This is a genomic window from Rhodoferax sp. LB1P47 (assembly GCF_056521445.1).
This window is the reverse complement of the sequence record NZ_JBWMAU010000005.1, coordinates 35,396-56,734: the sequence shown is the minus strand read 5'-3', so window position 1 is coordinate 56,734 and position 21,339 is coordinate 35,396. Positions and strand designations below refer to the sequence as shown.

Genomic DNA, 21,339 nt, shown 5'->3' with positions numbered 1-21,339 from the left:
ATGACCCCTACCGAACACCGCCAACTCACCGCCGTCGTCTTCGACTGGGCCGGCACCATCCTCGACTTCGGCTCCTGCGCACCGATGGGGGCCTTTGTGCGCCTGTTCGAGACATTCGGCATCCAGCTCCGCACCGACGAAGCGCGGGGCCCTATGGGCTTGGCCAAATGGGACCACATCCACGCGCTAGGCAGCCTGCCGCGCATTGCGACCCAGTGGCAGCAGGTGCATGGCAAACCCTTTACCGATGCCGATGTAGACCACCTGTACGCCGTCTTTACGCCGATGAATGCCGCTGTGGTGGCCGACTTTGCGGCTTTCATTCCCGGTGCGCTCGAGGTGGTCCGCACGCTGCGCGCGCGCGGCCTAAAGATCGGCTCCACCACCGGCTACAACCGGCCCATCATGGACGTGCTGGCACCGATTGCCGCTGCGGGCGGCTATGTGCCGGACAACCTGGTGTGTGCCGGGGACTTGGCTGCGGGTCGCCCGTCGCCGCTGATGGTGTACCGCAGCTTCGCCGACCTGGGGGTGTGGCCGCCGTACACCGTGGTCAAGGTGGACGACACCGGGGTGGGTCTTGAAGAGGGCCTGAACGCGGGCACCTGGACCGTGGGCTTGGCGGTCAGCGGTAACGCGATGGGCCTGACGCTGGCCGAGTGGCAGGCCCAGCCCCCCGACCAGCAGCAGGAGCTGCGCGCAGCCGCCACCGCCAAACTGCAGGCGGCGGGTGCGCACTACGTGGTGGACTCGGTGGCGGAGCTGCTGCCGGTACTGGACGCTATCGCCGCCAGGCTGGCCCAAGGGGAACGGCCCTGATTGTTGATGCTATTTAAAAAATAGCTGCTTGCGCAGGTGCTATATGCGCTATCGGCCTATTTTGTATATATTTTTATCAGCACTCCACGATCGCCTTGATTACCCCGGCGTGCGGGTCCAGCAGGCCGGGGAATTGGCTGGGCACATCCGCCAGGGCCAGGCGGTGGGTGTTGAGCGTGGCGGGAATCTGGCCTGCGCGCATGGCGGTGAGCACGGTTTCAAAGTCTTGCGCCGTGGCATTGCGGCTGCCGAGCAGGGTCATTTCGCGCTTGTGGAACTCGGGGTCGGAGAAGGTGATGTGGGCCCCCACCACCGAGATCAGCACATAGCTGCCGCCGTGCGCCACGAAGCGGAAACCGCGCTCCATCGCCTGGGGGTTGCCGGTGGCGTCGAACACCACATCGAAGAACTCGCCCTCGGTCAACGCGGCCAGCTGTGTCTCATCGGAGTCGCCCAAGACCACGCCGGTGCTGACGTGCAGCGACTGGGTGCAAAAACTCAGCCGGTCCTGGCGGCTGTCCAGCGCGGTGACGGTGGCCCCGCGCAGTTGCGCAAACACCATCGCCGCCATGCCAATCGGCCCGGCACCCACCACCAGCACGCGCTGGCCTGGGCGGATGGCCGCCCGGCGCACGGCGTGTGCGCCGATGGCCAAAAACTCCACCATCGCCGCCTGGTCCAGCGACACGCCTTCGGCTTTGTGGACGAACTGCTGGGGCACGCTGAGGTATTCGGTGAAGGCGCCGTCGCGGTGTACGCCCAGCACCTGGATGCGCACGCAGCAGTTGGTTTTGCCCGCCCGGCAGGCGATGCAGTCGCCGCAGGACAAATACGGCATAACGTACACCGCGTCGCCCGCCACCAGGGGCCCGCCGGTGGGGGCGGCTTCCACGATGCCGGATAGCTCGTGGCCCATCACCCGGGGGTAGCTCAGGTAGGGCTGTTTGCCGGTGAAGATGTGCAAATCCGTGCCGCATACCCCTACGCGTTTAACGCGCAGCAGCACTTCATCGGCACCGCGCAGGGGCATGGGCCGGTCTTCGGCGCGCAGCGTGCCGGGGGTATCGCAAACAACGGTCAGCATGGGGTCTCCTAAAAATCAGATTGCAAGGTGGCGGCCACCCCCCGCGTGTGCAGGGATTGCAAAGCGGGCAACAGCGCGGCGGCCAGGGGGGCGTGGCCTGCCAGGTCGCCAAATACCGGCGCGTAGGCCAGCATGGTGTGTACGGCATCCAGCGTGGTGCCCTGGCCCAGGCTGCTTTGGTACAGCGCAGTGAGTGCGGCTGCGTGCGGGTCGTCGATGGGGTAGGGCTGGCCCTGCTCGTCCACGCCGCGCAGGTAGTGCATCCACGCGGCCAGGCCCAGCGCCATGCGGGGGATGGGCAGTTGCCGGGCTAAGCGGTCGCGCACCGTGCCCAGCAGGCGCTGGGGCAGCTTTTGCGAGCCGTCCATGGCGATCTGCTGGGTGCGGTGGGCGAGGGCCGGGTTGGCGTAGCGGGCCAGCAGATTGTTGCGGTAGTTGGCCAGGTCCAGGCCGGGCAGGGGCTCCAGCGTGGGCTCTATTTCATCGCGCATCAGGGCTTCGATGTGCGCCCGCAGAGGGGCTTGGGCGATGGCCACGTCCACCGTGTGCCAGCCCGCCATCGCACCTAGGTAGGCGATGCTGGAGTGCGTGCCGTTGACCATGCGCAGCTTGAGCCGCTCAAAGGGCTCGGCATCGGCCACAAAGCGGGCTCCGCCCAGCGTCCAGTCGGGGCGGTCGGCGGCAAAGCGGTCTTCTACCGCCCAGTCAAAAAACGGTTCGCCCAGCACCGGCCAGCGGTCTTCCAGGCCCAGGGCCGCGCTGACTATGGCGCGGTCGGCATCGGTAGTGCGCGGCACGATGCGGTCTACCATGGAGCATGGAAAGTGGCACTGGCGCTCTATCCACCTGCGCAGGGTGCTATCAATTTCTTCAGCAAAGCGCAGCACGGCCGAACGCAGAACCCGGCCATTGGCGGGCAGGTTGTCGAGCGACAGCAGCGTCAGCGGTCCAAAGCCCTGGGCCAGTCGCAGTTGCAGGCCGTAAACCAGCAGGCCGATGGCCGAGCGGGGCGCTTGCGGATGGGCCAGGTCGTGCACGATGTCGGGGTGGTCCAGGCGCAGCCTGCCGGTGGCCGGGTCGTGGCAGTAGCCTTTTTCAGTCACGGTGAGGCTGACGATGCGGGTGGCGGGGGCGGCTATAGCCTCCAGCACGGCCTGCGGGTTCTCGGGGGCGACCAGCAGGCGGGTGACAGCGCCTATCACTTGCAGGCGCTGGCGCGGCTGGCCCTGGGCATCGGCATCGCGGATAGCCAGTGTGTACAGGCCGTCTTGCGGCTGCAAGGCATCGCGCGTGTCGGGCTGGCGCAGGGATACACCGACGATGCCCCAGCGCAGGTCGCCAGCGGCCAGTACCGCCTCGGTGGCGGCGGCCAGGTGGGCGCGCATGAAGGCCCCAATGCCTAGGTGGACGATGCCGGGTTGCAGCTGGCTGCGGTCGTAGGCCGGGAGCCTTGCAGGCCCCCACCCCAACCCTCCCCCGGGGGGGGAGGGAGCAATACTGGGCCCCGCATTGCCCCCTCCCTCTTCGGGGGAGGGTTGGGGTGGGGGCGGGCAGCCACCAACGGTGTGTGCATGCGCGAGGGTGGCTGTGTTCAGTCTTTGCATGGTTGGCTCACCAGCTGCACAGCGTGCCGTCGTGTTGCAGGCGGTTCACCGGCAGGTAGGCGCGCTGATAAGGGTACTTGGCGGCCAGGGCCTCATTGATGGTGACCCCGTGGCCGGGGGTTTCGCCGGGGTGCATGTAGCCGTCTTTGAAGCTGTAGGCGTGGGGGAAAACCGCATCGGTCACGTCGGTGTGGCGCATGTATTCCTGGATGCCGAAATTGGGCACCCACAAATCAAAATTCAGCGCCGCGCCCATGCACACCGGCGACAAATCGGTGGCCCCGTGGCAGCCGGTGCGCACCTGGTAGAGCGCGGCCAAATCCGCAATGCGGCGCAGGTGGGTGATGCCGCCCGCATGGACCACGGTGGTGCGGATGTAGTCGATCAGCTGGTTCTGGATCAGGTCCTTGCAGTCCCAGATGGTGTTGAAAATCTCGCCCACCGCCAGCGGCGTGGTGGTGTGCTGGCGGATCAGGCGGAAGGCATCCTGGTTCTCCGCCGGGCTGGCGTCTTCTAGCCAAAACAGGCGGTAGGGCTCCAGGTCTTTGCCCAAACGGCCCGCTTCAATGGGGGTGAGGCGGTGGTGGGCATCGTGCAGCAGGTGGATGTCGGGGCCGACGGCGGCACGTACCTTGTCGAACAACTCGGGCGTGTGGCGCAGGTATTTCTCGGTGGACCAGTCGTGCTCGCTGGGCAGGTCGGCATCGGCCGGCTCATAAAACATCGTGCCCTTGCCCACGCCATACACCTTGTCCAGGCCGGGCACGCCGCTTTGGGCGCGGATGGCCTTGTAGCCCATCTCTTTATAGCGCAGCACTTCTTCCACGGTGTGGCCAATGTCTTTGCCGTTGGCGTGGCCGTAGACCATCACGCCGGTGCGGCTCTTGCCCCCCAGCAACTGGTACAGCGGCATGTTGGCGGCCTTGGCCTTGATGTCCCACAGCGCCGTGTCTACCCCGGCAATCGCACTCATGGTGACCGGGCCACGCCGCCAGTACGCCCCCTTGTACAGGTACTGCCAGATGTCTTCGATCTGCTGCGGGTCGCGGCCGATCAGGCAGGGAATGACGTGCTCGGTCAGGTAGCTGGCCACGGCCAGTTCGCGGCCGTTCAGCGTGGCATCGCCGATGCCGGTCAGGCCTTCGTCGGTTTCGATTTTCAGGGTGACAAAGTTGCGGCTGGGTGCGCAGACGATGACTTTGGCGGAAATGATTTTCATAGGGTTTTTCTCACATCACGGCGCCGAGCGCCCAGGGTACAAATTCGTTCTGGCCGTAGCCATGCAGCTCGCTCTTGGTCTTGCGGCCCGAGGCGGCGGCCAGCATCTCCAAAAAGATGCGTTCGCCCAACTGCTCCACGGACTCATCGCCGTCGATCACCGTGCCGCAGTTGATGTCCATGTCTTCCTCCTGCTTGGCCCACAGCGCACTGTTGGTGGCCAGCTTGAGCGAAGGCGAGGGCGCACAGCCATAGGCCGAGCCGCGCCCGGTGGTAAAGCAGATCAGGTTCGCCCCGCCAGCGACCTGCCCGGTGGCCGACACCGGGTCGTAGCCCGGCGTGTCCATGTAGACAAAACCATGTGCGGTGATGGGTTGGGCGTACTCGTACACATCCACCATCGGCGTGGTGCCGCCCTTGGCAATCGCGCCGAGCGATTTCTCCAGGATGGTGGTCAGGCCACCGGCCTTGTTGCCAGCCGACGGGTTGTTGTCCATCTCGGCCTGGTGGCGGGCGCAGTAGGCGGTCCACCATTGCAGGCGGGCTTCTAGCTTGTCGGCCACGGCTTGCGATACGGCGCGTTGCAGCAGCAGGTGTTCGCCGCCGTAGATTTCGGGCGTTTCGGACAACACAGCGGTGCCACCGTGGCGCACCAGCACATCCACCGCCGCACCTAGGCCCGGGTTGGCGCTGATACCGGAATAGCCGTCTGAGCCGCCGCATTGCAGGCCCACCACCAGGTGGCTGGCGGGCACGGGCACGCGCTGCACGGCATTGGCCTCGGGCAGCAGGGCTTTGACCACCGCAATACCGCGCGCCACGCTTTTCGCCGTGCCGCCCGTGTCCTGGATGCTGAAGGTCACCAGCTTGGCACCTTCGCGCAAGCCTTCTTGTGCCAGCAGGCCCTGGATCTGGTTGGTCTCGCAGCCCAGGCCGACCACGATGACGGCGGCAAAGTTGGCGTGGCGGGCATAGCCTGCCAGCGTGCGGCGCAGCACGCGCAGGCCTTCGCCCTCGCTGTCGGTGGCGCAGCCTGCACCGTGGGTCAGGGCCACGATGCCATCCACCTGCGGGAAGGCGGCCAGGGCCTCGGGGTGGATGTCGCGGCGGAAGTGGTCGGCAATCGCGCGGGCCACGGTGGCCGAGCAGTTCACACTGGTCAGCACACCGATGTAGTTACGTGTGGCTACGCGGCCATCGCTGCGCACAATGCCGTCAAACGTGGCGGGTGTGTCCACATAGACCACGGGCCGCACATCGCCACCCACGGCATGGCCCCGGTCAAAGCGGCTGAAGGCCAGGTTGTGGCTGTGTACATGCTGGCCGGGCGCAATCGCCTGCGTGGCGGTACCAATGATTTGGTTGTAGCGCCGCACCGGCGCACCTGCGGCGATGGCACGCACCGCGATTTTGTGGCCGGGTGGCACCAGGCCCGACACGGTGATGCCTTCGGACGCGATGTGCGTGCCGCCCAGCAATTGCTGCCGGGCGATGACCACATCGTCCGCCGGGTGGATACGGATGACCGGGTTCATTTCAGCAAGCCCATTTGCTGCGGCAACCACAGCGTGATGGCCGGGATGTAGGTGATGGCCACCAAGGCCAGCATCAGCGGCACCAGCCACGGCAGGATGGCCATCGTGGTGCGCTCGACCGAGAGTTTGGAGATGCGCGCCAGCACAAACAGCACCATGCCCAGCGGCGGGTGCAGCAGGCCGATCATCAGGTTCAGCGTCATGATCAGGCCAAACTGGATCGGGTCGATGCCGAGCTTGAGCACGATGGGCAACAGAATGGGCACCAAAATCGTGATGGCGGCAATGGTGTCGATGAAGCAGCCCACAAACAAAATCAGCAGGTTGGCCAGCAGCAGAAACACCCACTTGTTGCTGGTGATGGACAAAATCCAATCCGCCAGGGCTTGGGCCGCTTGCGTGGTGGTGAGCAGCCAGGCAAAGATGGAGGCGGCGGTCACGATGAACAGCACCGAAGCCGTGGTTTCAATCGTCTCGAAGGTAGCCTGCGCCAGTGTGCGGATGGTCATGGAGCGGTAGCGCACCAGGCCCAGAAACAGCGCCCAGATCACTGCCGCCACCGCAGCCTCGGTGGGGGTGAACCAGCCCATCGTCATGCCGCCGATCAAAATCACCGGGGCCATCAGCGCCAGCACGGCCGAGAAGTTGTAGCGCCAGTCCAGCAACAGCAGGGCCACAAAGGCCGTGCCCGCCGCCAGGTTGACCGATACCCCGGCCTTGACGGCCAGCCACACCGACATGGGGAAGGCCAGCACCACCAGAATCTCCAGCGTGGCCCCACCCAGGCGGCCCCAGTCAAACGCCACATCGCCGCCCCAGCCGTTGCGGCGGGCAAAGTAGGCCACGGTAAGCATCATCAGCAGGGTCATGAACAGGCCCGGCAAGATGCCCGCCACAAACAGCGCGCCGATGGATACGTTGGCCATCATCCCGTAGATCACAAACGGCAGCGACGGCGGAAAAATAGGGCCCAGCGTGGCCGATGCGGCGGTCACGCCCACTGCAAACTCGGTGGAGTAGCCATGCTCTTTCATGGCCTTGATCTCAATGGAGCCCAGGCCCGCCGCGTCGGCGATGGCCGTGCCCGACATGCCCGAGAAGATCACCGAGCCGATGATGTTGACCTGGCCCAGGCCGCCGCGCATCCAGCCCACCAGTGCCACTGCAAACTGGTAGATACGCCCGGTAATGCCTGCAATATTCATCAGGTTGCCCGCCAAAATAAAGAAGGGCACGGCCAGCAGCGGAAAGGACTCGATGCCCGCAATCATGCGTTGCGCCAGTACGATGTCGGGCACGCTGCCCGACACCAGGATGTAGACCAGCGAGCCACCGGCCATCGCCACTGCCACCGGCAGGCCGCAGAGCATCAGGGTTAAGAAGGAAACAATCAGGATCAACATGGTGGGGTTCCGTTCAGTTCAGTCGTCCGAGCCGTCAAAGAAGCCGGGGTTTTGCAGCGCCGAGAAGCCGCGCCGCCAGTTTTCTACCGCCACCTGCACGGCGCGCAGGGTCATCAATGCAAAACCGGCAAAGGCCAGCCAGTACACATGGCTTTTGTTCCATTGGATGGTGGTCATGGGTTCGTTGTCCACCGCCAGTGCGTAGCGGGCAATCAGCCAGCTGGCGTAGCCGTAAAAGGCTATTGCCGCAATATCCACGGCGGTAGATAGCGCCCGGCCCGCAGGCTCGGGCAGGTAGCGGTAGACCAGATTCACCTGGATATGCCGTACCCGCCGTACGCACATGGACGCACCAATAAAGACCACCGGCATCAGGCAGTAGACGGCCAGTTCCTCGGTCCAGGCATACGAGTCGTTCAGCACATAGCGGCTGAAGAATTGCAGAAACACCAGGCCCGCCATGGTCCAGAAGAAGCCCAGGCAGATCCAGTCTTCCACGCCGTAGCCGGACAGGTCCACCTGGTGCTGGTCGGCCTCGGCGAAGCTGGCGACCAGCGCTTCCGCACTGGCCTCCACTGGGCGTGGCTCGACCGTCCCGCGCGGTGCGGGCAAAGAATGTGGGTGCGACATGGCGGCCTTACTTGATGGCCTGGATGCGGTCCCAGTCGGCTTTTTGGTAGCCATACTGTTCAAACGGCACGTTCTTCAGCACCGTGTCGCGGAACTCGGTGGTGTTGACTTCGGCCACGCTGATGCCTTTGCTGCGGAACACGGCAGCCAGTTCACCTTCACGCGCGGCCACTTCTTTGGATGCCTTGGCGGCGGCTTCCAGCGCCACGTCGGAGAAGATTTTTTTGTCCGCCTCGGACAACTTCTTCCACAGGCCGCCCGCCACCACGGTGTTCAGGTGGTCCACGATGTGGCCGGTGAGCACGATGTGCTTTTGCACTTCATAGAACTTCTTGGCTTCGATGGTGGTGAGGGGGTTTTCCTGCGCATCGACCGTGCCGTTTTGCAGCGCCAGGTAGACCTCGGCAAAGGCGATGGGCGAGGTGTTGGCCCCGCAGGCACGCGGCATGGCCAGGTAGGCGGGCACGTCGGGCACGCGCATCTTCAGGCCCTTGAGGTCGGTGCACTTGGCAATCGGTTTGTTGCTGGTGGTGTGGCGGGTGCCGTAGTAGGTGGTGGCAATGATTTCGTTGCCGCTCTTTTGCTCGTAGCCCGCCGTCAGCTCTTTGTAAATGTCGCTCTTGGTGTAGGCCAGCAGGTGGTCCACATTGCGGAAGGTGTAGGGGTAGTAGGTGACCCCGATGCGCGGGAAGGCCTTGGCCGCAAAGCTGGAGCCGGAGATGATGATGTCCACCGTGCCCAGCGCCAGGCCCTGGTTGATGTCGTTCTCTTTGCCCAGTTGGGATGCGGGGTAGACGTCAATCTGGTAGCGGCCGCCGCTGCGCTTTTTGATTTCATCGGCCGCCCAGACGGACGCCGTGTGGAAGGGCTCGCCCGGTTCGTACACGTGGGCCCATTTGAGCTTGGTCTGCGCGAAGGCGGGGGCTGCCAGCACCAGGCCAGCGGCCAGTGCGAGAGTGATACGTTTGAATGTCATGGTTTTGTCTCCTTTTGTTGTAAATACGGTGTCAGCCTGGGATGAGCTGCACCTTCGTACTGCGGCCTTTGTCTAACGCCAGATCGAAGGCCGCTTTCGATTGGCTGATTGGTAACTGCGCACTGATGAGCGGGCGCACATCGGCCCGGCGGGTGCGGATGGCCTGCACGGCCCAGTCAAATTCGGTGTCGGCGCGGAACGCACCCAGGTAGTCCAGCTCGCGCGACATGATGTCGTTGGCGGGGAAGGGGATTTCTGGCGGCAGCGTGCCCACCTGCACGATGCGCCCGCCCCGGCGCACGGCGGCCAAGCAGCCCGCCAGCGCGGCCGGGTGGCCCGCAGCTTCCAGCGCCACATCCACGCGGCCCTTCCAGGCGCTGGAGTCCGCCAGAGCTTCGTCGGCCCCTACGGTCAAGGCCATTGCGCGGGCGCGTTCGCTGGGGTCGCAGGCAATCACCCGGCCCGCCCCGGCCAGCCGCGCGGCGATGACGGACATGCAGCCAATGGTGCCCGCGCCGGTGACGAGCACGGTTGCGCCCAGTACGGAACCCGCACGGCGCACCGCGTGCAGGCCCACAGACAGCGGCTCGGCACAGGCGATTTCGCCCAGACTTACGTCTTCATCAATCGCCGTGAGCTGCGCCTCGCCCACCACAAAGTGCTCGCGGAAGAAGCCAGCAATGTGCGGAAAAATCGCCGCACTGCCCAAAAAAACCATGCTTTCGCACAGGTTGCTGCGGCCCGCCCGGCAGGCCGGGCAGACACCGCAGGGGTGGGCCGGGTTGACGGCCACTTTTTGCCCCGGCTGCACTGTGGTGACCCCCGCACCCACCGCTTCGACCACGCCCGAAGCTTCATGCCCCGGCACAAACGGCGCGCGGATGGCGAAGATGCCCGCCCGCCCGTGCTGGTAGTAGTGCAGGTCCGAGCCGCAGATGCCGCCCGCGCCCAGGCGCACCAGCACCTGGCCGGGGCCGGGCTCGATCGGGGCGAGTTGCTGCACGCTCAGTTGCATGGGGCCGTTCAAGGTGCAGGCAAGGCTCATGGGGTCGATCTTTAGGTGTTGGTAGCGGTGGCGGTGGAGGGCCAGCCAGCCGAGAAGCGGGCGTGCGAATGGTCCAGGTGGCCGTTCATGGCGGCGCGGGCCAAGTCGGGGTCGTGCGCGGCAATCGCCTCCACCACGGCACGGTGCTCTTCTACCGCCGCTTTCCAGGTGGCTTCGCGCTCGAAGTGGCTACCCAGGGCGGTGAACAGCGGGCCGTTACGTTCGTCAAACAGCTGCGTCACCACAGCCTGCAAGGCGCTGTTGTCGCTGGCCTGGGCGATGCGGATGTGGAAGGCGCGGTCGCCCCGGATGGGCAGGGTGCGCGCGGCAATGTCGGCCTCCATATCGCGCAGGGTCTCTAACAGGTCGCCGACCAGGGTGGTGTCGGTGCTGCAGGCGGCCAGCGCGGCCAGTTCGCATTCGATGAGTTGGCGGGCGCGGATGATTTCCAGCGGGCCGTGGGCGTTGTCGAGCAGGCGCACGCTGTCGCGGCCAATCACCACAATGCCCGAGCCCATGCGGACCTCGATCAGTCCCTCCACCTCCAGCGCAATCAGCGCCTCACGCACCGAGGGGCGCGACACCCCCATCTTGGTAGCGAGGTCCCGCTCGGGCGGCAAACGCGAGCCGATGGCGAATTCACCGCTTTGGATGAGCTGGCGCAGCTGGTCGGCAATCTGGCGGTACAGCCTGCGGGGTTCGATGGGTTGGAAGGGCATGGGGATAAATTTGGTCAAAAGGTCAATTGGTCTTACCAATTTACCGGATTGTGGGCTGTGCACAGCAGATGGGGAACAGGGTTTTCCCGCGCCGGGGTGGTGCAGTTGAGAAAATATTTTGCTACTAAAAATATAGCTATATGTGCATTACACGCATGCGCTATAGGTGGTTTTTACTATTACTTTTGGGTTGGCGAAACATCTGCGAATGTTTCTTGTTTGTAACGAATTGTGGGGGTAGAGTGCAGCTTCTTTAGGACTAGACGCAGCGCCCCCTGAAGCCCTTTGGGCGATCAGGGGGACTTGCGTTCAGTCCTGTTCTTGTTACTACGGGAGCGGGTTATGGCGTTGCACTACACATGCTGGATCGGGCGCGGGCTGCTGGCTTGGCTGGCGTGCGGGGCCGTGGCGGGCCCGGCTCTGGGGCAGGCGGCGCTGGAGCGCATCAAGCAGCGGGGCCAGGTAACGCTGGGCTACCGCGACGATGCCCCGCCGTTCTCGTTCACCCATGCCGGGCGGCCTGCGGGCTACACCCTTGATCTGTGCTTGCCGATGGCGGCGCGTTTGGCGCAGCAGGCCGGGCTGCCCGCCACGGCGGTGCGCTTTCTGGCGGTGCCGGTAGACCAGAGCGAGCGGTTTGTGAAAGGCAGTAATGTAGACCTGCTGTGCGGTGCCATGTCCGACACCGTGGAGCGCCGCGCCAGCGTGGATTTTTCGCCGCCTATCTTTATCGCTGCGGTCAAAGTGCTGGTGCGCAAAAAGGACAAACTCACCGCGATGGCGCAACTGGGCGGCAAGCCCATCACGGTGATTGACCGCACCACGGCGGGTCCGGCAGTGGCGGGTTACGCCAAGCAAAAAGGGCTGGCGTTTACGGTGGATAAATCGGTGGGGCCCGACGCGGCGCTGGGCCAGCTCAAGCTGGGCTGGGTGGCCGGTTACGCCCGCGACGACGTGCTGCTGGCGATGCAGTTGGCCACCCTGCCCGACCGGGCCGACTACCTGCTGCTGCCCGAAGCCTTGTCCAGCGAAAACATCGCTATCGCCTTTGCCAAAGACGATGTCGCCTTGCAAAAACTGGTCAGCCAGATGCTGGTGGAACAGCGCACCTCGGGAGCCTGGGCCGCCAGCTACGAGCGCTGGTTCATGCAGCCCATCGGCCCGGCTAAGGTGGCGCTGAATATCCCCATGTCGGAGGCGCTGAAGGCCAGCATCACCAAGTTGCCATAATTGCTATTTAAATAATAGCTGCTTGCGCAGGTGGAATAAGCGCTAGGGCCTAAAACAGCCCTAGAATGCCCCGCAGGGAGCCACCATGACGCCAGAAGCCAAAGCCCGCGAGCACATTGACCGCCAACTCAGCCATGCAGGCTGGGTCGTCCAAGACCTCTCCCAGTTGAACCTAGGGGCTGCCGCGGGCGTGGCTGTTCGCGAATACCCCACCGACACCGGCCCGGCCGACTATGTGCTGTTTGTAGACCGTGCAGCGGTGGGCGTGATTGAAGCCAAGCGTGCCGATGCCGGGCAGAACCTGACCGTGGCTGAAACCCAAACCGAGCGCTACGCCAGCTCCCGGGTCAAGTGGCGCAAAGATGCCACGCCGCTGCCGTTTTTGTTTGAAGCCACCGGCCACATCACCCACTTCACCGACACCCGCGACCCGTTTCCCCGCGCCCGCGAAATCTTCCACTTCTTTCAGCCCGCCACGCTGGCCGTTTGGCTGGCCCAGCCCAACAGCCTGCGCCAACGCCTGAAGGCGCAGATGCCGACCTTGCCGGAGCGCAACTTGCGCCAGTGCCAGGTCAGCGCCGTCACCGGGCTAGAGGCCTCACTGGCAGCCAACAAGCCACGTGCTCTGGTCCACATGGCCACGGGTGCGGGCAAAACCTTTACCGCCATCACTTCGGTGTACCGCCTGCTCAAGTTCGGCGGGGCCCAGCGCATCCTGTTTCTGGTAGATACGCGCAACCTGGGGCGCCAGGCGCACCAGGAGTTCATGGCCTACACCCCGCCGGACGATGGCCGCCTGTTCACCGAGCTGTACAACGTGCAGCGTCTTAGCAGTAGCGCCATCGACCCGCAGGCCCAGGTGGTGATCAGCACCATCCAGCGCATGTACTCGGTGCTGTCGGGCGAGCCCATCGACGACTCTGCAGACGACGTGTCGCTCAATGAGGTGCAGCAAACCGCCGCCCAGGCCAAGCGGGTAGCGTACAACCCCGCTGTTCCCATCGAAACCTTCGACTTCATCGTCATCGACGAATGCCACCGCAGCATCTACAACCTGTGGAAGCAGGTGCTGGACTACTTTGATGCCTTTCTCATCGGCCTGACCGCCACACCCGATAAGCGCACCTATGGCTTCTTCCAGGAAAACGTGGTGGCCGAATACAGCTACGAACAGTCGGTGGTGGATGGCGTGAACGTCGGCTACGACGTGTTTCTGATCGAAACCGACATCACCCAGAAAGGTGCCACTCTCGAAGCCCGCGAATGGGTAGACCACCGCGACCGCCAAACCCGTGCCAAACGCTGGCAGCAAACCGAAGACGACACCCCCTACACCGGCAAAGAGCTAGACCGCTCGGTGGTCAACCTGAGCCAGATCCGCCAGGTCATCCAAGCCATGAAGACGGCGGTGGAAACCAAGATATTCCCTACCCGCGCCGAGGTGCCAAAAACACTGATTTTTTGCCAAAACCGACAGCCACGCCGACGACATCATCAAAGCCGTGCGCGAGGTCTACGGCCAAGGCAACGCCTTCTGCAAAAAAGTCACCTACAAGGCCATCGAAGACACCGACAGCATCCTCAGCAACTTCCGCAACGAGTTCTACCCCCGCATCGCCGTCACCGTAGACATGATCGCCACCGGCACCGATGTCAAGCCGCTAGAGGTATTGCTCTTCATGCGCGATGTACGCAGCCGGGGCTACTACGAGCAGATGAAAGGCCGGGGCGTGCGCAGCCTGGGCTTTGATGACCTCAAACGCGTCAGCAACAGTGCCGACAGCGCCAAAACCCGCTTCGTGCTGATCGACGCGGTAGGTGTGGAAAAGTCGCTCAAAACCGAAAGCCGCCCGCTGGAGAAAAAGCCCACCGTGCCGCTGAAAGACCTTCTCCAAGGTGTCGCACTGGGCCACCGCGACGACGACACCGTGCTCAGCCTGGCCAGCCGCCTGATCCGCCTGCACAAACAGCTCGACGACAAAGCCAAGGCACGCATCGAAAAAGCCGCTGGGGGCATCCCCATCGCCGAGCTGGGTAAATCCCTGGTGATCGCCCTGGACCCCGACCAGATCGTCCAGCAAGCCCTGGCCACTGCCCAGTTCCAAGGTATCACCCGCAATGAAGCCACGCTGACCGCTGGTGAACTTGCCGCCGCCCGTGCCCTGCGCGTGGCCAACGCCTGCGCCCCGTTCGACCAACCGGCATTGCGCGAAGAGATCGAAAACGCCCGCCGCGACCGCGAACAACTCATAGACCACATCAACCTCGACCACCTCCACTTCAGCGGCTACAGCGCCGAGGCCGCGCAACAAGCCCAAGCCAGCATCCAGGCCTTTGCCGACTATGTGGCCCAGCACAAAGATGAAATCGCCGCGCTATCGTTTTTCTACCAGCAACCCTATAGCCGACGGGCGCTAACGCTGGAAATGCTGCAAGACCTGCACGACCACCTGGCCCGCCCGCCGCTGATGCTCACCACCGAGCGCCTGTGGAGCGCCTACGCCCGCGTACAGGCCAGCCATGTGCAAGGCGCCCAAGCCAAGCGCCAGCTGACCGACCTGGCCGCCCTGGTGCGCTACGCCTTGGGCCTGGACGGCCAGGGCGGCACCCTGCGCCCCTTCGCCGACCAGGTCAACCAGCGCTTTGCCGACTGGATCTGGCGGCACAACGCCCAACGCGCCACCGCCTTCAGCCCCGAGCAAACCGCGTGGCTGCGTCAGATGAAAGACGTGGTTGCCGCCAGCTGCTGCATCACCCGCAGCGACTTCGACTACGGCGCGCTGGCCGACCAGGGCGGCCTGCAAAAAGTGTGGGGCGTGCTGGGCACCGAACTAGACGGGCTGATGGATGAAATGAACGAGGTGCTGGTTGCGTGAAATATCTTTTGTTAACTGCGTTTGGATATTTCATGTGGACTCCTGATTTTGTAGCTGCTAGCGCAGGTAGAAGCTGCGCTAGAGGGCGATTTTGTTTAAATTTTTGGTGGACGATGGCGGTGACGGCATGAGTGATTTTTCTTTGCCCGGTGGCTGGCTTGCTACCCCTATTGCGGATGTCATACGCGAGGTCCGCACGACAGACCCGTCTGCTGCCCCAAACGTGGAAATCACCTATTTCGACATTGGATCGATTGACAACGATGCGGGGCGTGTGCGTGACGCAAAAGTCGTTCTTGGTGCGGATGCGCCTTCTCGGGCTAGGCAAATTGTGCAGGCGGGTGACGTATTGTTTTCGACGGTACGACCCAATTTACGGGCTATGGCCATGGTGCCAGCGGTGGCGAATGGCATTGCGTCTACGGGGTTTTGTGTGGTGCGTGCGGCAGCGGCTATGAACCCGCACTACCTGTATTTTTATCTGCGCAGCGAGGGCTTCTTGGATATGTTGCTGCCGTTGCAGCGCGGGGTGAGTTACCCCGCAGTTCGCAGCAGCGACGTGGTGTCGCAACCCATACCGGTGGCCCCCGCAGCCGAGCAAACCCGCATCGTCGCCAAGCTCGAAGAACTGCTCTCCGACCTCGACGCGGGCGTGGCCGAGCTCAAGGCGGCGCAGAAGAAGCTGGCGCAATACCGCCAGTCGCTGCTGAAGGCGGCGGTGGAGGGCGCGTTGACGGCGGATTGGCGTGCGGCACAGGCAGCCAGCCCTGCGGCGGCGCCCGCCGAGTCGGGTGCTGCCCTGCTGGCCCGCATCCTGGCCGAGCGCCGCAGCCGTTGGCAAGCCCGCCAACAGGCTAAGTTCCAGGCCCAGGGCAAGACGCCGCCCAAAGACTGGCAAGCCAAGTACCCGGAGCCCGTGGCACCCGATATCAGTGGGTTGCCGCAGGGGTGGGTGTGGGCGAGCGTGGAGCAGCTTGCGTCCGACGAACGCTACAGCCTTGCGATAGGGCCGTTTGGTAGTAATTTAAAAGTGCCAGACTACCGTGCATCAGGAGTGCCGTTGGTGTTTGTGCGCAATATTCGGTCGAGCCATTACGGCGGTGAGCACACAAAGTATGTAACGCAAGAAAAAGCCAAAGAACTCGTCGCACACAGTGTGGCGGCGGGTGATGTGCTAATTACCAAGATGGGTGAACCGCCCGGCGATGCGGATGTATATCCTGCAAACCAGCCTACAGCCATCATTACGGCAGACTGCATCAAGGTTCGGTGTTGGCCAGGATTGATGCACCCACACTTTTTGAAATCGGTCATCAATTCATACATCGGCCAGAGGCAGATTGAGCCGATGACGCAAGGGGTAGCTCAAAAGAAGGTGAGTTTGGGGCGGTTTTCCAATTTTGCGGTTCCGGTGCCGCCCTATGAAGAGCAAATCAGCATCATGGCGGCAGTGGCAACGGCGGATGGCGATGCGGTTGTGCAGGAAGCAGCGGTGATTCATTCCCTCTGCCAGTCCGCTGCCCAACGCAAAAACATCCTTCAAGCCGCCTTCTCCGGCCAGCTAGTCCCCCAAGACCCGGCCGACGAGCCGGCCAGTGTGTTGCTGGCGCGTATCCGGGCCGAGCGGGCCGAGCGGGCGGCGGCGGGTCCGGTGCGAAGTAAGAAAAAGGAGCCATCGTGACCCAAGAGTTCTCCCTGGACGACATAGCCGCGCTGGCCGAAAGCGTGGATCTGGAGTGCAAAGCCGCCCAGGGCCGCGATGGCCAGGGCGAGCTGCCGGACGATTTCTGGAAAAGCTATTGCGCCATGGCCAACAGCGATGGCGGAGTCATCTGGCTGGGTATCCAGGAGAAGCCGCCGGGCCAGTTTCAGGCATTGGGTTTGGCAAATTTGGAGAAGGTGCGTAAGGCACTGTGGGACAACCTGAACAACCGCAAACAGGTCAGCGTCAACCTCTTGGCCGAGCAGGATGTGCAGCCTGTGGGCGTGGAGGGACGCACGGTGTTGCGGGTTGAGGTGCCCCGTGCTGCGCGCCAGACGCGCCCGGTGCATGTGGGCAGCAACCCTTTTGGCGGCACGTATTTGCGGCGCTACGAAGGGGATTACCTGGCCGACGACGAGGCGGTGCGCCGCATGCTGGCTGAGCGGGTGGAGGATTCGCGCGACGAGCGCATTCTGAAGGGCTTTGACTTTAGCGACCTGGATATGGATACGGTGTCTGCGTACCGGAACCGATTTACCGCAGTGAAACCAGGCCATGTGTGGGCTGATTTGCCAGTGGCGGATTTTTTGGATCGCATTGGCGCGTTTGGCAAAAACCGGGAGGACGGTAGTCGCGGCATGCGTTTGGCGGGGCTGTTGATGTTCGGCCGGGCGGAGGTGATTCGCGATGCCGTACCTTATTACATGGTGGACTACCAGGAACGGCCAGAGGCGAAGACGGAGCGGCGCTGGGTGGACCGCCTTATTCCCGATGGGAGCTGGTCGGGCAATGTGTACGACTTTTTCCGTAAGGTGTACCAAAAGCTGACGGTGGATTTAAAAGTGCCGTTTCAGCTGCAGGATGGTCAGCGCATTGAAGATACGCCGGTGCATGAGGCGTTACGTGAGGCGCTGGTGAATACGCTGATCCACGCGGATTTTTCGGGGCGGGTATCGATATTGGTGGTGAAGCGGCCCGATATGTTTGGCTTTCGCAACCCGGGGTTGATGCGCATACCTTTGGCACAGGCGGTGGCGGGGGGCACTAGTGATTGCCGCAACCATCGCTTGCAAACGATGTTTCAGCTGGTGGGGTATGGCGACCATGCGGGTTCGGGGTTGCCCAAGATTTACCACAACTGGGCTGGGCAGCACTGGCGGCGACCGGTGTTGTATGAGGTGCGTGAGCCAGAGCAAACGCTGATGGAGTTGCGTATGGCGAGTTTGCTGCCCGCGCAAGCCGTAGCGGAGTTGGAGGCGCATCTGGGCGCAAAGTTTTCAGGTTTATCGCCACAAGAGCGGCTCGCCCTTGTAACTGCGGCAACGGAGGGCGAAGTCCATCACGGGCGGTTGCGGGATATTTCTACGGATCATCCGAGCGACATCACCAAGATGCTGGGGCGGCTGGTGAAAGACGGGTTATTGCTATCGGAGGGCGTTGGACGTGGCATGCGGTACGTACTGCCTTGGCAGAAAGACCAAGCGAAAGCTATTTTTGGTGATGAGGTGACTTCGTTAGCCCCAAAGCTAAGCGCCTTAACACCGGAGCTAAGCGCCTTAACACCGGAGCTAAGCGCATTAACACCGGAGCTAAGCGCATTACCGCCGGATCCCGGCGAGCCCGTAGCGCAGCAAAATCTGCCTCTAATCGTCGATTTAAGCAGCTTGAGCCCCCAGGAGATCGCTGTGTTGGAGGAGATGGCAAAACCGGTCAGCACCCGCCAGCGCGCAAGCCCGGAGCTTGTTCAGCAAACAGTGCTGGCGTTATGCCGTGGCCGCTACCTCGGTTTGCGCGTGCTGGCCGAACTATTGAAAAGGCGTAACCAGGAGGGGGGTGATCTACGTCGCCGTATCCTGAATCCCCTGGTTACCCAAGGCGTTCTAAAGCGTGCGCATCCTCAGGCAAATGATCCCCGACAAGCCTACACAACCGTAATCCTATGAATACATCTTCTCTCGTCCAGAAAGTCTGGAACTTCTGCCACACCCTGCGCGACGACGGGGTGGGCTATGGCGACTATCTGGAGCAGTTGACATATCTGCTGTTTTTGAAAATGGCGCATGAGTACGCGCAAGAGCCCTATCTGCGCGATACGCATATCCCGGATGGTTACGACTGGGCGGCGCTGAAACGCCGCACGGGCGAGCCGTTGGAGGCGCAGTACCTGGCCACACTGCACCGGCTGGGGCAGGAACCGGGGATGCTGGGGGCGATTTTCTTCAAGGCGCAAAACAAGATCCAGGACCCGGCCAAGTTGTCGCGGCTGGTGCAGTTGATTGATGCCGAGAGCTGGGTGGGCATGGATGCCGATACCAAGGGCGACCTGTACGAGGGTTTGCTGCAAAAGAACGCTGAAGACACCAAGAGCGGGGCGGGCCAGTATTTCACGCCGCGCGCCCTGATCCAGGCGATGGTGGAGTGTGTGCAGCCGCAGCCGCTCAAAACCATTGCCGACCCGGCCTGCGGCACGGGGGGCTTCTTTTTGGGTGCACAACAGTGGTTGCTGGGGCAGAAGCTGAACCGCAAGCAGGCGGAGTTTTTGCGCAATCAGACCTTTTTTGGTAACGAGATCGTGGCGGGCACGCGGCGCATGTGCCTGATGAATCTGTTTTTGCACAATATTGGCGACTTGGTGGGGGAGCCCACGGTGGACCGCGCCGATGCACTGATTGCCGACCGGGGCCAGCGCTTTGACTACGTGCTGGCAAACCCGCCGTTTGGCAAAAAGAGCAGCATGACCATCACCAATGCCGACGGTGACGAGGACCGCGATGCGCTGACCTACGAGCGGCAGGACTTTTGGGAAACCACGTCGAACAAGCAGCTCAACTTTTTGCAACACATATGCACCATCTTGAAAGACCATGGCCAGGCGGCGGTGGTGTTGCCCGACAACGTGTTGTTTGAAGGCGGCGCGGGCGAGAAGATTCGAAAAAAGCTGCTGGAAACCTGCGATGTGCACACCGTGCTGCGCCTGCCCACAGGCATTTTTTACGCCCAAGGCGTGAAGGCGAATGTGGTGTTTTTGATGCCAAACCCAAAGATGGCAAGGTGCACACCAAAGGCGTGTGGTTTTACGACCTGCGCACCAACAAGCATTTCACGCTGAAAACCCGCACTTTGAAGCTGGAGGATCTGGCCGATTTCACCGCCTGCTACCAACCGGGCCAGCGCCACCAGCGGGTGGAGCGCGAGCGATTCAAGTTCTATGCGTATGCCGACTTGGTGGCCCGCGACAAGGCCAGTCTGGATATTTTTTGGCTGAAGGACGACAGCCTGGACAACTTGGACGATCTGCCGCCGCCCGATGTGCTGCAACAAGAAATTATTGACCACCTGGAAGCCGCTCTGGCCGCGTTTCGCGACGTAGCTGCGGGCCTGCCTCGGTCCAGCGAAACCACTACAGCATGAAAACCATCTACAACCACCAGCACGCCCTGCACCAGGGCAAGCTGGAAATGTTCCGAGGCCAACTGGTGCCTTGCTTTGAGGTGCCGGCCCGGGCCGACGATGTGCTGCAAGAATTGCAGCGCCGCCAACTCGGCGAAGTGCTGGCACCTATCGACTGCGGACTGGACCCGCTCCAGCGCATCCACAGCCCGCGCTACCTGGACTTTTTGGCTACTGCCTGGGCCGAGTGGGTGGCGCTGGACCCGGCCAATGCTGCGCGGGATGCGCTGCCCTCGGTGTGGCCGGTGCGCAGCTTTCGCAGTGACGTGTTGCCCGCCAACTTTTCGGCCCGCATGGGCTTGTTTTCTTATGACGCGGGCACGCCGCTGACCTCTGGCACCTGGGCGGCGGCGTATGCCGGGGCGTGTTGCGCGGTGACGGCGGCGCAACGGCTTAGCAGCGGTGAGCGCAGTGCGTTTGCCCTGACCCGCCCACCCGGCCACCACGCGGGAGCCGACTTTTTTGGCGGTTATTGCTTCTTGAACAACGCCGCCATCGCCGCCCAGACCCTGCGTGACGCGGGGGCCGCACGGGTGGCGGTGCTGGACATCGACTACCACCACGGCAACGGCACGCAGGCTATTCTTTACGAACGGGCCGACGTGTTTTTTGCCAGTGTGCATGGCGACCCGCACACCGAATACCCGTTTTACCTGGGCTATGCGGACGAACTAGGGCAGGGCGCGGGCCTGGGGGCAAACCTGAATCTTCCCCTACCGCGTGGCACCGGCTTTGTGCGTTGGCGCGAGGCACTGGGCCTGGCTTTGCAGCGGATTGCGCAGAGCGGGGCGCAGGCGCTGGTGGTGTCGCTGGGGTTGGATACCTTCGAGGGCGACCCGATTTCGGGCTTTCAGCTGCGCAGCGAGGATTACTTCCGCGTGGGGGAGGATTTGGCGGCGACGGGCTTGCCCACGGTGTTTGTGTTTGAGGGCGGCTACGCGGTGGACGCGCTGGGTACGAACACGGTGAATGTGCTGGAAGGTTATGCCCAGCGGGCATGAGCCTGTCAGGTTTTAAACACCTTGTAGTGCACCGGGGCTGATAGAGT

18 protein-coding genes are annotated in these 21,339 nt (G+C 63.1%); 9 read left to right on the top strand and 9 right to left on the bottom strand.

Annotated elements, in window-relative coordinates; all coding sequences use genetic code 11:
* Positions 1 to 819 carry a phosphonoacetaldehyde hydrolase gene (phnX, locus tag AC0969_RS08185; protein ID WP_479623659.1) on the top strand — a complete coding sequence of 273 codons (819 nt, stop codon included), beginning with the start codon at positions 1 to 3 and terminating at the stop codon, positions 817 to 819.
* Between the two features lie 76 nt (positions 820 to 895).
* On the opposite strand, the gene AC0969_RS08180 is transcribed toward phnX, so the two are convergent.
* The 9 genes from AC0969_RS08180 to AC0969_RS08140 form a co-directional block, all read right to left on the bottom strand.
* Positions 896 to 1,903, bottom strand: coding sequence for a zinc-binding alcohol dehydrogenase family protein (locus AC0969_RS08180; protein ID WP_479623658.1), 1,008 nt, complete (start codon positions 1,901 to 1,903; stop codon positions 896 to 898).
* An 8-nt stretch (positions 1,904 to 1,911) separates the two neighbouring features.
* A complete protein-coding gene (locus AC0969_RS08175) occupies positions 1,912 to 3,372 on the bottom strand; it encodes a mannitol dehydrogenase family protein (protein ID WP_479623657.1) in 1,461 nt (486 codons plus the stop codon).
* A 142-nt stretch (positions 3,373 to 3,514) separates the two neighbouring features.
* Positions 3,515 to 4,726, bottom strand: coding sequence for a D-mannonate dehydratase ManD (gene manD, locus AC0969_RS08170; RefSeq protein WP_479623656.1), 1,212 nt, complete (start codon positions 4,724 to 4,726; stop codon positions 3,515 to 3,517).
* Positions 4,727 to 4,736: 10 nt separating this feature from the next.
* Positions 4,737 to 6,260: a UxaA family hydrolase gene (locus AC0969_RS08165; protein WP_479623655.1), complete on the bottom strand. Its 1,524-nt coding sequence runs from the start codon at positions 6,258 to 6,260 to the stop codon at positions 4,737 to 4,739.
* Entirely contained in the window at positions 6,257 to 7,663 is a 1,407-nt protein-coding gene (locus AC0969_RS08160) for a TRAP transporter large permease (RefSeq protein ID WP_479623654.1), read from the bottom strand. The genes AC0969_RS08165 and AC0969_RS08160 overlap by 4 nt, the downstream gene beginning before the upstream one ends.
* Before the next feature lie 18 nt (positions 7,664 to 7,681).
* The gene (locus AC0969_RS08155; protein ID WP_479623653.1) at positions 7,682 to 8,293 is read right to left on the bottom strand and encodes a TRAP transporter small permease; all 612 of its coding nucleotides are present in this window, start codon (positions 8,291 to 8,293) and stop codon (positions 7,682 to 7,684) included.
* Positions 8,294 to 8,300: 7 nt separating this feature from the next.
* On the bottom strand, positions 8,301 to 9,269 hold the full coding sequence (locus tag AC0969_RS08150; RefSeq protein ID WP_479623652.1) for a sialic acid TRAP transporter substrate-binding protein SiaP: 969 nt from the start codon (positions 9,267 to 9,269) through the stop codon (positions 8,301 to 8,303).
* Between the two features lie 31 nt (positions 9,270 to 9,300).
* The gene (locus AC0969_RS08145) at positions 9,301 to 10,314 is read right to left on the bottom strand and encodes an L-idonate 5-dehydrogenase (RefSeq protein WP_479623651.1); all 1,014 of its coding nucleotides are present in this window, start codon (positions 10,312 to 10,314) and stop codon (positions 9,301 to 9,303) included.
* Between the two features lie 11 nt (positions 10,315 to 10,325).
* Entirely contained in the window at positions 10,326 to 11,033 is a 708-nt protein-coding gene (locus AC0969_RS08140; RefSeq protein ID WP_479623650.1) for a FadR/GntR family transcriptional regulator, read from the bottom strand.
* Positions 11,034 to 11,375: 342 nt separating this feature from the next.
* Here AC0969_RS08140 and AC0969_RS08135 point away from each other — a divergent pair, with 342 nt between their 5' ends.
* The 8 genes from AC0969_RS08135 (at position 11,376) to AC0969_RS08100 (ending at position 21,292) form a co-directional block, all read left to right on the top strand.
* Positions 11,376 to 12,263, top strand: coding sequence for a transporter substrate-binding domain-containing protein (locus AC0969_RS08135; RefSeq protein ID WP_479623649.1), 888 nt, complete (start codon positions 11,376 to 11,378; stop codon positions 12,261 to 12,263).
* An 85-nt stretch (positions 12,264 to 12,348) separates the two neighbouring features.
* Positions 12,349 to 14,013 carry a DEAD/DEAH box helicase family protein gene (locus AC0969_RS08130; RefSeq protein WP_479623648.1) on the top strand — a complete coding sequence of 555 codons (1,665 nt, stop codon included), beginning with the start codon at positions 12,349 to 12,351 and terminating at the stop codon, positions 14,011 to 14,013.
* The gene (locus AC0969_RS08125) at positions 13,895 to 15,139 is read left to right on the top strand and encodes a type I restriction-modification enzyme R subunit C-terminal domain-containing protein (protein ID WP_479623782.1); all 1,245 of its coding nucleotides are present in this window, start codon (positions 13,895 to 13,897) and stop codon (positions 15,137 to 15,139) included. The genes AC0969_RS08130 and AC0969_RS08125 overlap by 119 nt, the downstream gene beginning before the upstream one ends.
* A gap of 382 nt (positions 15,140 to 15,521) precedes the next feature.
* Positions 15,522 to 16,820, top strand: a complete 1,299-nt coding sequence (locus AC0969_RS08120; RefSeq protein ID WP_479623647.1) for a restriction endonuclease subunit S domain-containing protein — start codon at positions 15,522 to 15,524, stop codon at positions 16,818 to 16,820.
* Positions 16,817 to 18,784: an RNA-binding domain-containing protein gene (locus tag AC0969_RS08115; RefSeq protein ID WP_479623646.1), complete on the top strand. Its 1,968-nt coding sequence runs from the start codon at positions 16,817 to 16,819 to the stop codon at positions 18,782 to 18,784. The genes AC0969_RS08120 and AC0969_RS08115 overlap by 4 nt, the downstream gene beginning before the upstream one ends.
* Complete coding sequence (locus tag AC0969_RS08110; protein WP_479623645.1) at positions 18,781 to 19,950, top strand: class I SAM-dependent DNA methyltransferase; 1,170 nt, start codon at positions 18,781 to 18,783, stop codon at positions 19,948 to 19,950. Before AC0969_RS08115 ends, AC0969_RS08110 begins: the two co-directional genes overlap by 4 nt.
* Complete coding sequence (locus AC0969_RS08105) at positions 19,893 to 20,252, top strand: hypothetical protein (protein WP_479623644.1); 360 nt, start codon at positions 19,893 to 19,895, stop codon at positions 20,250 to 20,252. The genes AC0969_RS08110 and AC0969_RS08105 overlap by 58 nt, the downstream gene beginning before the upstream one ends.
* A complete protein-coding gene (locus AC0969_RS08100) occupies positions 20,249 to 21,292 on the top strand; it encodes a histone deacetylase family protein (RefSeq protein WP_479623643.1) in 1,044 nt (347 codons plus the stop codon). Before AC0969_RS08105 ends, AC0969_RS08100 begins: the two co-directional genes overlap by 4 nt.
* The last annotated feature ends 47 nt before the right edge of the window (positions 21,293 to 21,339 follow it).

What these genes read in the sequence shown, in the direction of transcription:
- phnX (WP_479623659.1), top strand. Translation starts at nt 1, where the DNA reads ATGACCCCTACCGAACACCGCCAACTCACCGCCGTCGTCTTCGACTGG.
- AC0969_RS08180 (WP_479623658.1), bottom strand. Translation starts at nt 1,903, where the DNA reads ATGCTGACCGTTGTTTGCGATACCCCCGGCACGCTGCGCGCCGAAGAC.
- manD (WP_479623656.1), bottom strand. Translation starts at nt 4,726, where the DNA reads ATGAAAATCATTTCCGCCAAAGTCATCGTCTGCGCACCCAGCCGCAAC.
- AC0969_RS08165 (WP_479623655.1), bottom strand. Translation starts at nt 6,260, where the DNA reads ATGAACCCGGTCATCCGTATCCACCCGGCGGACGATGTGGTCATCGCC.
- AC0969_RS08160 (WP_479623654.1), bottom strand. Translation starts at nt 7,663, where the DNA reads ATGTTGATCCTGATTGTTTCCTTCTTAACCCTGATGCTCTGCGGCCTG.
- AC0969_RS08155 (WP_479623653.1), bottom strand. Translation starts at nt 8,293, where the DNA reads ATGTCGCACCCACATTCTTTGCCCGCACCGCGCGGGACGGTCGAGCCA.
- AC0969_RS08150 (WP_479623652.1), bottom strand. Translation starts at nt 9,269, where the DNA reads ATGACATTCAAACGTATCACTCTCGCACTGGCCGCTGGCCTGGTGCTG.
- AC0969_RS08145 (WP_479623651.1), bottom strand. Translation starts at nt 10,314, where the DNA reads ATGAGCCTTGCCTGCACCTTGAACGGCCCCATGCAACTGAGCGTGCAG.
- AC0969_RS08140 (WP_479623650.1), bottom strand. Translation starts at nt 11,033, where the DNA reads ATGCCCTTCCAACCCATCGAACCCCGCAGGCTGTACCGCCAGATTGCC.
- AC0969_RS08135 (WP_479623649.1), top strand. Translation starts at nt 11,376, where the DNA reads ATGGCGTTGCACTACACATGCTGGATCGGGCGCGGGCTGCTGGCTTGG.
- AC0969_RS08130 (WP_479623648.1), top strand. Translation starts at nt 12,349, where the DNA reads ATGACGCCAGAAGCCAAAGCCCGCGAGCACATTGACCGCCAACTCAGC.
- AC0969_RS08125 (WP_479623782.1), top strand. Translation starts at nt 13,895, where the DNA reads ATGATCGCCACCGGCACCGATGTCAAGCCGCTAGAGGTATTGCTCTTC.
- AC0969_RS08120 (WP_479623647.1), top strand. Translation starts at nt 15,522, where the DNA reads ATGGCCATGGTGCCAGCGGTGGCGAATGGCATTGCGTCTACGGGGTTT.
- AC0969_RS08110 (WP_479623645.1), top strand. Translation starts at nt 18,781, where the DNA reads ATGAATACATCTTCTCTCGTCCAGAAAGTCTGGAACTTCTGCCACACC.
- AC0969_RS08100 (WP_479623643.1), top strand. Translation starts at nt 20,249, where the DNA reads ATGAAAACCATCTACAACCACCAGCACGCCCTGCACCAGGGCAAGCTG.